Source organism: Streptomyces sp. NPDC088923, from assembly GCF_044749745.1.
Taxonomy (GTDB): Bacteria; Actinomycetota; Actinomycetes; order Streptomycetales; family Streptomycetaceae; genus Streptomyces.
Genome location: NZ_JBIVIO010000012.1, coordinates 34960 through 48323 on the forward strand (window position 1 = coordinate 34960; position 13364 = coordinate 48323).

Sequence of the window (13364 nt, forward strand, 5' to 3'; positions counted from 1 at the left end):
TCGCTCACTGCTGTGCCGCCTCCTCGTCCTGGTCGGTGGCCGCTTCCTCGGCGGCGGGGGTCTGCTCAGGCGCGGTGGGCTCGTAGACGAGGACCGCGCGGTTGTCCGGGCGCAGCCGGGCGGCGGCGATCTCGCGCACCTCGTCGGCGGTGACCGCGAGGAGGCGGTCCACGGCGGTGAAGGCGAGTTGCGGGTCGCCGAAGAGCACGGCGTACCGGCAGAGCTGGTCGGCGCGGCCCGCGACGGTGTCGAGCTGGTCGAGCCACTCGCGCTCCAGCTGGGCCTGGGCGCGCTCCATTTCCTCGGCCGTCGGCCCCTGTTCGGCGAAGCGGGCCAGCTCCTCGTCCACGGCCGCCTCGATCACGGGGATCTCGACGTCCGCGCTCGTCTTGACGTCGAGCCAGCCGAGCGAGGGCGCGCCCGCGAGCCGCAGCAGCCCGAAACCGGCGGCGACGGCCGAACGGTCGCGGCGGACGAGGCGGTTGAAGAGCCGCGAGGACTCGCCGCCGCCGAGGATGGTGAGCGCGACATCGGCGGCGTCCCCGGCGCGGGTCCCGTCCTCGGGGAGCCGGTAGGCGGCCATGAGCGCGCGCGAGGGGACGTCCTCGCGGACCGTCTCGCGCAACTGTCCGCCCATCACCTCGGGCAGCGCGCCGTCCCGCGGCGGCTGCTTGCCGTCGTGGCCGGGGATCGAGCCGAAGTACTTCTCGACCCAGGCGAGGGTCTGCTCGGGATCGATGTCGCCGACCACGGAGAGGACCGCGTTGTTCGGCGCGTAGTAGGTGCGGAAGAAGGCGCGGGCGTCCTCCAGGGTCGCCGCGTCGAGGTCCGCCATGGAGCCGATGGGGGTGTGGTGGTACGGGTGGCCCTCGGGGTAGGCGAGGGCGGTGAGCTTCTCGAAGGCGGTGCCGTAGGGCACGTTGTCGTACCGCTGGCGGCGCTCGTTCTTGACCACCGCGCGCTGGTTGTCCAGGGACTCCAGGTCGAGCGCGGTGAGCAGGGAGCCCATGCGGTCGGCCTCCAGCCACAGCGCCAGCTCCAGCTGGTTCGACGGCATGGTCTCGAAGTAGTTGGTGCGCTCGAAGCTCGTCGTGCCGTTGAGGGAGCCGCCGGCGCCCTGGACCAGCTCGAAGTGCCCGTTCCCCTTGACCTGCGCCGAGCCCTGGAACATCAGGTGCTCGAAGAGGTGGGCGAGGCCGGTGCGCCCCGCGACCTCGTGGCGCGAGCCGACGTCGTACCAGAGGCAGACGGCCGCCACCGGGGTCAGGTGGTCCTCGGAGAGGACCACGCGCAGTCCGTTGGCGAGCCGGTGCTCCGTCGCGGTCAGACCGCCGGAGCCGGCCCGCTCGGTGGCCGTGTCACCCATGGGCATGTACATCCCTTCGTGTCGCCGAACCGCTCGCGGCCGCCGCGAGGCGCCGGGCGTGCTCGTCGTACAGCTGTTGAGTCGGATCGCTGTTGTCTCGTCGCGCTGTCACTCTATGCAACCGCACCGACGAGCGGGGAAGTTCCCGCCTCCGGACTTCTTCCCCACGGATCGGCGCAGGGGGCGCACGGGGTGGTCCACGCCCGCGCCGCGCGCCGGTCCGGTACGTACCCGCGCGCCGCCCCGGCGCCGGAAGTACCCCCCTTACTCCGGTTCCGTGGCCCCGCGCAGGCGCGTCCGCGGACGGGTCGAGGTCGGGACTGTCGGCGCGGCGGTCCACAATGGTCCGCGTCAGTACAGCCGCAGTACAGCCGATGCCGTGACGAGAACGCGAAGGAGCCGCAGCAGCGATGGCCCGCCGCAGCACGAAAACCCCGTCTCGGGGCACCTCCCGGGCCGACGAGGCAGACTTCGAGGAGAGAATCCTCGACATCGACGTCGTCGACGAGATGCAGAGCTCCTACCTGGAGTACGCGTACTCCGTGATCTACTCCCGGGCGCTCCCCGACGCCCGGGACGGCCTCAAGCCGGTGCAGCGCCGCATCGTCTACCAGATGAACGAGATGGGTCTGCGGCCCGAGCGCGGCTACGTCAAGTGCGCGCGTGTCGTCGGCGAGGTGATGGGCAAGCTCCACCCGCACGGGGACGCCTCCATCTACGACGCGCTCGTCCGCATGGCGCAGTCCTTCTCCATGCGGGTCCCGCTCGTCGACGGGCACGGCAACTTCGGCTCGCTGGGCAACGACGACCCGCCCGCCGCGATGCGGTACACCGAGTCCCGCATGGCCGACGCGGCGATGCTGATGACGGACTCGATCGACGAGAACACCGTCGACTTCGCGCCCAACTACGACGGCCAGGAGCAGGAGCCCCTCACCCTCCCCGCCGCCTACCCGAACCTGCTGGTCAACGGTGCCTCCGGGATCGCGGTCGGTATGGCCACGAACATGGCGCCGCACAACCTCGGCGAGGTCGTCGCCGCCGCCCGCCACCTGATCCGGCATCCGAACGCGGATCTCGACACGCTCATGAAGTACGTGCCGGGCCCCGATCTGCCCACCGGTGGCCGCATCGTGGGGCTCACGGGGATTCGCGACGCGTACGCGAACGGACGCGGCAGCTTCAAGACCCGCGCCACCGTCACGGTGGAGAACGTGACGGCGCGCCGCAAGGGCCTCGTCGTGACGGAACTGCCGTTCACGGTGGGCCCCGAGAAGGTCATCGCGAAGATCAAGGACCTCGTCGGCTCGAAGAAGCTCCAGGGCATCGCGGACGTCAAGGACCTCACCGACCGCGAGCACGGACTGCGGCTCGTCATCGAGATCAAGAACGGCTTCGTGCCCGAGGCCGTGCTCGAACAGCTCTACAAGCTGACGCCGATGGAGGAGTCCTTCGGCATCAACAACGTCGCCCTCGTGGACGGTCAGCCGCTCACGCTCGGCCTCAAGGAGATGCTGGAGGTCTACCTGGACCACCGCTTCTCCGTGGTGCGGCGACGCAGCGAGTTCCGGCGCACGAAGCGCATGGACCGGCTGCACCTCGTGGAGGGCCTGCTCGTCGCGCTCGTCGACATCGACGAGGTCATTCGCCTCATCCGCTCCAGCGAGAACTCGGCGGAGGCCAAGCGGCGCCTCATCGAGCACTTCTCGCTGAGCGAGACGCAGACGCAGTACATCCTGGACACCCCGCTGCGCCGGCTCACCAAGTTCGACCGGCTTGAACTGGAGTCCGAGCGCGACCGGCTCAACGCCGAGATCGAGGAGCTGACGGCGATCCTCGAATCGGACTCCGAACTGCGCAAGCTCGTCTCCGGCGAGCTCGCGGCCGTGGCGAAGAAGTACGGCACCCCGCGTCGCACCGTGCTCCTGGAGTCGGCGGACGCCCCGGTCGCGGCGATCCCGCTCCAGGTCGCCGACGATCCCTGCCGCGTGCTCCTCTCCACGACCGGGGTCATCGCGCGTACGCCGGGCACCGAGCCGCTCCAGGAGGGCTCGGCCAAGCGCGCGAAGCACGACGTGATCCGCTCCGCGGTGCCCGCGACGGCGCGTGGCGAGGTCGGCGCGGTCACCTCGGCCGGGCGGCTCCTGCGCATCACCGTCGTGGACCTGCCCCAGCTCGCCGAGGACGCGGGCCCCTCGCTCGCGGGCGGGGCACCGGTGGCGGAGTTCGTACGCCTCGAGGACGACGAGACGCTCGTGTGCCTGTGCACGCTCGACGAGTCCTCGCCGGGACTCGCGATCGGTACGGCGCAGGGCGTCGTGAAGCGGGTCGTGCCCGACTACCCGGCCAACCGCGAGGAGCTGGAGGTCATCACGCTGCGCGAGGGCGACCGGATCGTGGGCGCCGCCGAGTTGCGCACGGGCGAGGAGGACCTCGTCTTCATCACGGACGACGCGCAACTGCTGCGCTTCCAGGCCTCGGCGGTACGTCCCCAGGGCCGCCCGGCCGGTGGGGTCGCCGGGGTCAAGCTCGCCGAGGGCGCCAAGGTGCTCTCCTTCGACGTCGTCGACCCGGCGGTCGACGCGGCCGTCTTCACGGTGGCCGGCTCGCGCGGCACCCTCGACGACTCGGTGCAGACGACCGCGAAGCTCACGCCGTTCGACCAGTTCCCACGCAAGGGCCGGGCGACCGGCGGGGTGCGCTGCCAGCGCTTCCTCAAGGGCGAGGACTGCCTCAGCTTCGCCTGGGCGGGCCCCGTCCCGGCCCGCGCGGCCCAGCGCAACGGCGCCCCGGCCACGCTCCCCGAGCCCGACCCGCGCCGCGACGGCTCCGGCGTCTCGCTCGCGAAGCCGGTGGCGGCGGTGGCGGGACCGGCCTGACGGCAGGCCGCCGTCCGCGTACCCGCCCACGACAGCTCGTGTGCGCGGGCCCGTGGACGGCGGCCTCGCGCGCCGGCCAGGGCTCGGATTCCGGCCCGGGCCGGGGCTCCGGCTGGGGCTCGGGCTAGGGATGAGGCTCGGGCTGGAGCTCCGGCTCGGGCTTCTCCGTGAGATCCGCCTCGGGCTCCCGTACGTACCTCAATACGCCCCACATGCGGCGCTGGCCGTCCGCGTCCGCTCCCCCGGCGAGGCTCAACGCGTCCGGTGCGGCGGCGAGTTCCTCCTCACGGCAGGCATCGAGTTGGGCGGCGACGCGGGAGGCGTCGATTCCGGCGCCGATGAGGACGAGTTCGGTACGGCGCGGCGCGGCCTCGGGCCAGGGCTCCGGGGTGAAGCGCAGGAAGCGGCCCACGGCATGCACGCCGTAGCGGTGCAGCGGGTCGGCCGCGCCGAAGTCCACGTATCCCTTGATCCGGTAGAGGCCCTCGGGCCGTCGCTCCAGGAAGGACATGAGGCGTACGGGATCGAGCGGGACGTCGTAGCTCCGCGCCACGCTCTCGTACCCCTCGTGCAGGTGCGGGGCGGGCTCCTCCTCGGCGCGCAGGTCGTCGAAGGAGAGCTGCCCGCGCCGCTCGGTCACGGGGCGGCGGTCGAAGAGCAGTTCCGGATCGAGACGGCCGTGCGTGACGGGTGCGACGGCGGCACCGCGGGCCAGGCCCCGTACCTCCGCGAGCAGTTCGGCGCGGGCGGCGGCGGTGATCCGGTCCGTCTTGTTGAGGACGACGAGGTCGGCGACGGCGAGCCGCGTGCCGAGTCCCGGATGCCGGGCACGGGACGCGGCGAACTCGGCCGCGTCGACGACCTCCACGAGCCCGCCGTAGACGAGCCGCGGATTGTCGCCCGCGAGCACCATACGGACCAGCTCGGCCGGTTCCGCGAGCCCGCTCGCCTCGATGACGACCAGATCGACGCGCAGTCCGGGAACGGTGAGCCGGGCGAGCTGTTCGTCCAGCTCGCTCACGTCGACCGCGCAGCACAGGCAGCCGTTCCCGAGCGAGACCGTCGACCCGGCCTGTCCGGCGACGGCCATCGCGTCGATCTCGATACTGCCGAAGTCGTTGACGAGCACCGCGATCCGGCTGCCCCGACTGCTGTGGAGCAGGTGGTTGAGCACCGTGGTCTTCCCGGCCCCGAGGAACCCGGAGAGCACCACGACGGGAATCTGCGGCGGTACGGCACGCTCTTGTTCTTCCGCTGTCACCGCCCCAGCCTACGAACCCTCGCCCCGACGCCCCGCACGCACACCCCGCGCGAGGGCGAGGGCGGCGTGCGGAGCGCGGGATCAGCACGCGGGGTCAGCGTGCAGGGTCAGCGCACGGGGTCAGCGCGGCGCCTGCCCCGTCGAGCCCCGCACCACCAGCTCCGGCTCGAACAACAGCTCCTCGGCCGCCGCCGTCGCCCCCGCGATCTGTACCGCGAGCAGGTCGACCGCGGCCCGCCCCATCGCCTCGATCGGCTGGCGCACGGTGGTGAGCGGGGGCTCCGTGCAGTTCATGAAGGCGGAGTCGTCGAAGCCGACCACGGAGACCTCGCCCGGCACCGACAGGCCGCGCCGCTTCGCCGCACGGATCACGCCGAGCGCGTACGGGTCGCTCGCGCACACGAAGCCCGTGACGCCCTGGTCGAGGAGCCGGGCCGCGGCCGCCTGTCCGCCCTCCAGCGAGAACATCGCCCGGACGACGTGCGCCTCGGGCAGTTCGCGCCCCTCCGCGGCGGCGAGCTGCCGGGCGGCGGCGAGCTTGCGCTGCGAGGGGACGTGGTCGGCCGGGCCGAGGACGAGACCGATCCGCTCGTGGCCGAGCGAGGACAGGTGCCGCCACGCCTGCTCGACAGCGACGGCGTCGTCGCAGGAGACACCGGGAAAGCCGAGCTGTTCGATCGCCGCGTTGATGAGCACGACGGGGATACGGCGCTCCGCGAGTCGGCGGTAGTGGTCGTGGGGCGCCTCGGCCTGCGCGTACAGCCCCCCGGCGAAGACCACCCCGGAGACCTGCTGTTGCAGCAGGAGATCGACGTAATCAGCCTCCGAGACACCGCCCTTGGTCTGCGTGCACAGGACGGGCGTGAGGCCCTGCTGCGCGAGCGCCCCGCCGATGACCTCGGCGAAGGCCGGGAAGATCGGGTTCTGCAACTCGGGCAGGACGAGACCGACGAGGCGGGCCCGCTCACCGCGCAACTGCGTGGGGCGCTCGTAGCCGAGCACGTCGAGCGCCGAGAGCACCGCTTGGCGCGTGTTTTCGGACACCCCCGGCTTGCCGTTGAGGACTCGGCTGACCGTGGCCTCGCTGACTCCGACCTTCTGGGCCACTTGGGCTAGTCGACGTGTCATGGCCGAAAGATTAGCGCAAGGACCGCAAGCGGTTTGCGGGGATTCTGAAAGATCCGCTGCTGGCTTCCGCCGGATTCTGCTTTTCCGCCGCGCAAGGCCCACACGGAAGCGGCGCATGACACGCAGGCAAGCCGGGCACGGCACGCAACGGAAGCCGACGGCGCGCACGGTGTCATGGACGGAACCCGATAATGCGCAAGGGTGCCATCGCCGTAGGGCGACCTCGTTCCGGTGCGGTTAGGCTCACCTTTGTGAGTATCTGCGCCACCGCCTCGCGCGCCCTCGGCGAGCCCCTCGCCGGAACGGCGGCCACCGCCCGCACCTGGCTCCTTATCGAACAACCGGGCCCGTGGGGCGCCAAGGCGCTGACGTCCAGCCGCCTCGATCCCGTCCTCGGACGGCGCCTGGAGGAGGCCGCGCGCGGCACCGGCGTGCGTCTCGGCCTCATCCGCCGCCCCGGCCGCACCCCGCCCACCCCCACGCGCCGGGTCTTCGCCGCGCACGTCGTGCCCGGCCAGGGCTGGGTGCACGAGGCGAGGATCGATTCCGACGAGGACGCGGAACGGCTCCTGGGCCTGGACCTGAAGGAACTCGGCCTGGGCAACGCGGCTTCCTTCCTCGACGCGGCCGACGGCCTCGCCGGCGCCCCCTACACGGGCGCCCCACTCGTCTGCGTCTGCGCCAACGGCAAGCGCGACCGCTGCTGCGCGCTCCTCGGCCGGCCCCTCGCCGCCGAACTGCACACGGCGGGCGCCGAGGGCGTCTGGGAGGTGACGCACCTCGGCGGCCACCGCTTCGCCCCCACGCTGCTCGTCCTTCCGTACGGCTACGCCTACGGGCGCGCGGACGCCGCCCTGGCCCTGGCGGCCCAGCGCGCCGCCGCCTCCGGCCGCGTCCACCTCGACGGTTGCCGGGGCCGCTCGGTATGGGAACGCCCCGAGCAGGCCGCCGAGTTGACGGTACGTGCGGAAACGGGCGAGGAGCAGGCCGAAGCGCTGACCCTGCGCACCCTGCCGCCGGGCGAGGCCCCCGCCGTGCACCGCGTCCGCGTGGACCACGGCGACGGCCGCCGCTGGACGGCCGAGGTGGCGCGTACGGTCGCCGAGGACGCGCGCCCCGAGAGCTGCGACGCGGCCCCCGCCCTCCCGGCCCGCTTCGAGGTCGTACGACTGACGGCGGAACGCCCCTCCCACTGAAAGTACGGGTACGGGCGCCCTCCCCCTCGCGGAGAGGACGCCCGTACCCGTGTCCGAAACCCGTCGCCCCCCGTCGAGGGGTGGGCGCTCAGACCGCTCCCGCCCCGGTGAGGGAACGCACCTCGGTCTCCGCGTGCTTGGCCTCGTCCGGCGTCTCTTTGGACGTGACCGTCCCGATCCAGCCGAAGAGGAAGCCGAGCGGGATCGACACGAGCCCCGGGTTCTCCAGTGGGAAGAGGTGGAAGTCGACGCCCGACACGATGGAGTTGGGGCCGCCGGAGACGACGGGCGAGAAGAGCACGAGCAGCAGCGCGGGCACGAGTCCGCCGTAGACGGACCAGACCCCGCCCCGTGTCGTGAACCGGCGCCAGAAGAGCGAGTAGAGCAGCACCGGCAGGTTCGCCGAGGCCGCGACCGCGAAGGCGAGGCCCACGAGGAACGCGACGTTGAGGTTGCTCACGAGCAGACTCAGCGCGATCGCGAGCACACCGATACCGACCGCCGCGAGCCGCGCCACGGCGACCTCGCTGCGCTGCTTGCGCCCGGGGCGGTGCAACGTCGCGTAAAGGTCGTGGGCGACGGAGGCGGAGGAGGCGAGGGTGATACCGGCGACGACGGCGAGGATCGTCGCGAAGGCGACCGCGGCGACCACGGCGAAGAGAATCGTGCCCCCCGCGGAGTTCTCGCCGCCACCGAGGTCGAGCGCGAGCAGCGGGATCGCCGTGTTCCCGGCCGCGTTGGAGCGCCGCACCGCATCCGAGCCGACGAGCGCGGCGGCACCGAAGCCCAGGATGATCGTCATGAGGTAGAACGCGCCGATGAGCCCGATCGACCAGACCACCGAACGCCGCGCCGCGCGAGCCGTGGGGACGGTGTAGAAGCGCGACAGGATGTGCGGCAGCCCCGCTGTGCCGAGCACGAGCGCGAGACCGAGACTGATGAAGTCGAAGCGGGAGATCCAGCTTCCTCCGTACTGCAAGCCCGGGTTGAGGAAGTCCATGCCGTGGCCGCTGCGTTCGGCGGCGCTCTTGAGAAGCTGGTTCACATCGCCGTGGAAGCGGAGCAGGACGAGGACGGTCAGGGTGACGGCACCGGCCAGCAGGAGCACCGCCTTGACGATCTGAATCCATGTCGTGGCCCGCATCCCGCCGAACGAGACGTAGATGATCATGAGCGCGCCCACCCCGATGACGGTCCAGACCCGTGCCGCGCCACTGGTACCGCCGAGGAGCAGCGCCACCAGGGAGCCCGCGCCGACCATCTGCGCGACGAGGTAGAGCACCGAGACGGTCACCGAGGCGGCCCCGGACGCGACCCGCAGCTTCGGCGCGCTCATCCGCGCGGCCACCACGTCCGCCAGCGTGAATCTGCCGCAGTTGCGCACCAGTTCGGCGACGAGCAGCAGAACAACGAGCCAGGCGACGAGGAAGCCGACCGAGTAGAGCACCCCGTCGTAGCCGACGAGCGCGATGAGGCCCGCGATGCCGAGGAACGAGGCGGCGGACATGTAGTCCCCCGCGATGGCGAATCCGTTCTCCATCGGGGTGAAGAGCCGGCCGCCGGCGTAGAACTCCTCAGCGGAACCGTGCCTGTTGCGGCTGACCCAGGTCGTGATGCCCAGGGTGACCACTACGAAGGCGCTGAACAACAACAGCGCCAGGGTCTCGTGGTTGCTGCTCAACGCCGCACTCCTCGCGTCATCTCCTGGGTGTCCCAGCGCAGTTCGAGCGCCGCCCGGTCCCGCCGCAACCGTGCGTGACGGGCGTAGGCCCAGGTCAGCAGGAAGGTCGTGGCGAACTGCGCGAGCCCCGCCACCATCGCCACGTTGATCACCCCGGCGACCGGCCGCGCCATCAGGTCCGGCGCCATCGTCGCGGCGATCACATAGGCGACGTACCAGAGGAAGAACGCCGCGGCTGCCGGGAAGGCGAAGCTGCGATAACGACGACGCACTTCCTGGAAAGCGGGGCTGTGCTGCACCTCCAGGTAGACGTCCGCCGCCCGACGGGCCGGCTCCGGCTCGGAGGCGGGTGCGGGAATGACGGGCGTCGAGGCTCCGACACCGTCCACCCCGTCCCAGCCGGAGGCGAGCGAATCCCGCCAGGGGTCGTCGAGCCGGACCTGTCCGGCTTCACGACCATCGTGCTTTTCCACCGAACTCTCCTTGTCCGCGGCGAGCTGAGCCGCGAGCACAAGGATGAGCAGTGCGGGAAGACCCGAGACGCCTGAGACCGGAAATTTCACCCTTTCAGGTGAGAGCGGAACCCGGTGGCGTAACTATCCCATGCAGATAGGCATATCGGACGGCCTGTGCGCGATCGCGAAGGCCCGCTTTGGCGAACAGATTGTTGATGTGAGTCTTCACCGTGGCGGCTGACACGTGGAGCGCGCGTGCGATGTCCGCGTTGCTCAGGCCCTGCGCGATGAGTACCAGCACCTCGGCCTCTCGCGCCGTCAGCCCGTCCGGTGGCACAGCCCCTCCAAACCGCGCCGGCCGCCCGTCCACCCGCCCCGGCAACCGGGCCTCCGCACCCTCCGGCCAAGCGCCTCCCCCACTCCCCCCTGCCGGAGGGCCCTGCGTTCCCTCCCCCGGCCGGCCGGAAGTCCCGGGCGGCGCCTGCCGGTCGGCCGCGTCCTCACCCGCGATCCGGTCGAGAAGGCGGCGCTGAATCCCGGGAGCGAGCCCCGCCTCGCCGGACAGCACGTCCTCGATGGCACGCACGATCTCCTCACCCCCGGCGTCCTTCGTGAGATAACCCCTGGCCCCCGCGCGCAGAGCCGGGAAGAGGTCTTGATCGTCCGCGTACGTGGTCAGTACGACGACCTGCGTCCCCGGGTGCTCCGCCCGGATTCTGCGGGTCGCCTCCACCCCGTCGCAGCGTGGCATCCGCAGATCCATCAGGACCACGTCCGGGCCCAGCTCCGCGACGAGCCGCACGGCCTCGTCACCGTCCCGTGCCGAGCCCACCACCTCGATCCCCGGCAGCAGACCGAGCAGCATCACGATGCCCTCCCGGACCACCGACTGGTCGTCGGCCACCACCACCCGCGCGCTCACGCCGGAACCCTCAGTCGCACCACGAACCCTTCCTCACCGTCCTCCGGAGGCCCTGCCGACAGCGTCCCGCCCAGCAACTCGGCACGCTCCCGCATGCCTCTCACACCGTAGCCGCTGCCACTCCCCGCCAGATCCGCTCCGCCGACGTCCTCCACGCCCACTGCGTCTCCCCCCGACACCACGCCTTCGACTCCTCCCCGCCCCCGACCCCGACCCACCGCCCCTTCCGGCTCCGCCCAGCCCACTCCGGCCGCCTCGTCCGCAGAAAGCGCCGCCCTCGCCCCGCGCTCAGCACCTCCGAGGCGCCTGGCCCCCGCAGAGCCCTCAGCCCGCGCAGACCGCACACGCCCCGAAGCCCCCTCAGCCCGCTCGCCCCGTTCAGCCCGAGCAACCCACTCCGGCCCGTCGGCCCGCACAGCCTGCTCGGCCGGTTCAGCCCGCTCGGCCTGCTCGGCCGCCTCGGCCCGCTCGGTCCGTTCGTCCGTCTCAGCCCGAGCGGCCCTTTCCGCCCCCTCAGCGCGCACAGCCTGCGCGGCCGGTTCAGCCACCTCAGCCCACTCGGCCCGCTCATCCGTCTCAGCCCGAGCGCCCTGCTCAGCCCGCTCGGCCACCTCAACCCGATCAGCCGGTTCAGCCCGCTCAACCCCCGTGGCGCGTCGGCTCCCCTCACTACGCCCCGCCCCGTCGAACCCACCGCCTTCGAAGGAGCGCTCGCCCCACGCCGCGCGCTCCCCCCACGACTGCCGTCCGGGCCCGTTGCGGACCTCCAGCTCGATGGTCTCGGAGCCGTAGACGAGGCGCAGCCGTGGTCGCGCACCCGGCGCGTGCTTGCGCACATTGGTGAGCGCCTCCTGGGCGACCCTTCGAAGGGTCTGCCCCGCCTCCGCGGCGACCGGTCGCGCCTCACCCTCGACCCGCAGCACCGTGCCTTCCCGCGCGGCCAGCTCGGCGAGCGCCTCGGCCACGGGCGCCATGTCGCCGCGCAGCGCCGACAGCGCCTGCCGGGTCTCCTCCAGCCCCTCGCGTGCCATCCCGCGGGCCGCGACGACCCGCTCCAAGACCTGCCTGCGGTCGGCGCCCTGTTCGATCTGGATTCTGGCCGCCTCCAGGTGGACGAGCTGCGCCGAGAGGCTGTGGGCCAGCACGTCGTGTATGTCCCTGGCGATCCTGGCCCGCTCCGCGAGCGCCGCGGACTCCGCACGCGCGGCCTGGCTCGCCCGTTCCTCGATCAGCAGGCGGTGCGCGGCGCCCCTCGCCTCCGCGTCGAGCCGCGTCACGAACCCTGCCAGGGCGAGCCCCCCGCAGGTGACCAGCGTCGCGATCCAGTCGTCGCGGTCCGTCAGGAAATACCCCCCGAGCCCGAGGAACGCCGCGGGAGCGCCCCAACCGAGGGGCAACCGTTCCAACGCGACGACCGCGGCGAGACACCAGGCCACGGACGCGGCCACCTGCCAGCCGAGACCGTATGCCCCCGCCCCCGAGAGAAGCAGTGTCGCGATGCAGGGAACAGCGGCTCGGAGCCGTTGTTCCGCCGTCACGCGAAAGAAGCGCCGCAAAGCGGCGATGGCGAGTACGACCAGGACGAGCCCACCGATCATCCGGGCCGGCCCCGCGTCCGGATTCAGCCGGTAGCTGATCCACACGAGGAAGCCCAGCAGCGTGACCCGAATACCCCGGGTCGCGGCCGTACGGGCCTCGCTCTCCACCCGGCGGCGGCTCTCCCGCGAGAGTGCCTCGCGTGAGGGCCAGGCCGACCAGACGTCCTTCCTCATACACGGTCCTTCAGGCGGGGTGCGCGGTCGTTCCGGCGAGCCGGCTGCGGCGCCCCGGAACCGTCACCGTACGTCGGCCCGAGAAGTGCGGCCCGGTGGTTGAGCAAGAGCCCTCGGGCGAGGAAGGTGGCGGCCAGCCCCAGGAGAAGGACGGGCGTGTGCTGCGTTATCCCGAGCGAGGCACCGACCCCGTAGAGCGCGACCCGTACCAGGATGCCGCCGCACCACACGGCACCGGCCGCCTTCGAGCCGGCGGACCACAGGCTCCCGTCCTCCTCCCGCCACACCCGCGAGGTCCATGCCCAGACGGCACCCGTGAGCAGACCCGTGAGCACGTTGAGCACCACGAGAGTGCCCGCCGCGTAGGGGTGTGCGTGATCGACGAGCCCGGGCTCGCGCAGCGCGACGACGGCGAGGACGACGGGCATGAGCCACCAGCGCCGGCCGCCGTCGACGCGCTGCGCCCGGAACAGCCGGAACGCGATGAGAAGGACCGCCGCCGCGACGAGCAGGATCTCCAGGGCCCCGGACATGTGCGCCTCCGTAGGTCGGGGTGTCTCGAACACCACCGAAACTACGGAAGAGGCCTGCTCAGGGGATCGGAGCCAGGGTGGAAAACGGGTGGATTCTGTTTCTCCACCCCAGGGTGGAGATCCGGGAAGATCCTGGGTCCCGGGGTGGAGAAACAGGGTCGGACACCGACA

Annotated in this window: 10 protein-coding genes; 2 read left to right on the forward strand and 8 right to left on the reverse strand. The window is 71.9% G+C overall.

Annotated features, from left to right (window positions below):
* Window positions 1-4: 4 nt before the first annotated feature.
* Window positions 5-1378, reverse strand: coding sequence for a pitrilysin family protein (locus ACIP4O_RS29440; RefSeq protein WP_361330555.1), 1374 nt, complete (start codon window positions 1376-1378; stop codon window positions 5-7).
* Between the two features lie 398 nt (window positions 1379-1776).
* Between ACIP4O_RS29440 and ACIP4O_RS29445 the strand changes: the two genes are divergently transcribed.
* Window positions 1777-4245 (forward strand): DNA topoisomerase IV subunit A, encoded by a 2469-nt coding sequence (locus tag ACIP4O_RS29445; RefSeq protein ID WP_361330559.1) that lies wholly within the window; start codon window positions 1777-1779, stop codon window positions 4243-4245.
* 124 nt (window positions 4246-4369) lie between these two features.
* Here ACIP4O_RS29445 and ACIP4O_RS29450 read toward each other — a convergent pair whose 3' ends face one another.
* Window positions 4370-5506, reverse strand: coding sequence for a CobW family GTP-binding protein (locus ACIP4O_RS29450; RefSeq protein ID WP_401579113.1), 1137 nt, complete (start codon window positions 5504-5506; stop codon window positions 4370-4372).
* Window positions 5507-5626: 120 nt separating this feature from the next.
* Window positions 5627-6634 carry a LacI family DNA-binding transcriptional regulator gene (locus tag ACIP4O_RS29455; RefSeq protein WP_164290412.1) on the reverse strand — a complete coding sequence of 336 codons (1008 nt, stop codon included), beginning with the start codon at window positions 6632-6634 and terminating at the stop codon, window positions 5627-5629.
* A gap of 251 nt (window positions 6635-6885) precedes the next feature.
* Between ACIP4O_RS29455 and ACIP4O_RS29460 the strand changes: the two genes are divergently transcribed.
* Entirely contained in the window at window positions 6886-7830 is a 945-nt protein-coding gene (locus ACIP4O_RS29460) for a sucrase ferredoxin (RefSeq protein ID WP_401579115.1), read from the forward strand.
* An 88-nt stretch (window positions 7831-7918) separates the two neighbouring features.
* On the opposite strand, the gene ACIP4O_RS29465 is transcribed toward ACIP4O_RS29460, so the two are convergent.
* From ACIP4O_RS29465 to ACIP4O_RS29485, 5 genes are read right to left on the reverse strand one after another with little or no spacing between them, the layout of a single operon-like run.
* Window positions 7919-9511 carry a cation acetate symporter gene (locus tag ACIP4O_RS29465; RefSeq protein WP_401579117.1) on the reverse strand — a complete coding sequence of 531 codons (1593 nt, stop codon included), beginning with the start codon at window positions 9509-9511 and terminating at the stop codon, window positions 7919-7921.
* Window positions 9508-10023, reverse strand: a complete 516-nt coding sequence (locus ACIP4O_RS29470; protein WP_164290406.1) for a DUF485 domain-containing protein — start codon at window positions 10021-10023, stop codon at window positions 9508-9510. Before ACIP4O_RS29470 ends, ACIP4O_RS29465 begins: the two co-directional genes overlap by 4 nt.
* A gap of 55 nt (window positions 10024-10078) precedes the next feature.
* Window positions 10079-10888 (reverse strand): response regulator, encoded by an 810-nt coding sequence (locus tag ACIP4O_RS29475; protein ID WP_401579118.1) that lies wholly within the window; start codon window positions 10886-10888, stop codon window positions 10079-10081.
* Window positions 10885-12660 carry a histidine kinase gene (locus ACIP4O_RS29480; RefSeq protein ID WP_401579120.1) on the reverse strand — a complete coding sequence of 592 codons (1776 nt, stop codon included), beginning with the start codon at window positions 12658-12660 and terminating at the stop codon, window positions 10885-10887. The genes ACIP4O_RS29475 and ACIP4O_RS29480 overlap by 4 nt, the downstream gene beginning before the upstream one ends.
* Entirely contained in the window at window positions 12657-13193 is a 537-nt protein-coding gene (locus tag ACIP4O_RS29485; RefSeq protein WP_401579122.1) for a DUF1453 domain-containing protein, read from the reverse strand. The genes ACIP4O_RS29480 and ACIP4O_RS29485 overlap by 4 nt, the downstream gene beginning before the upstream one ends.
* Between the last annotated feature and the right edge of the window lie 171 nt (window positions 13194-13364).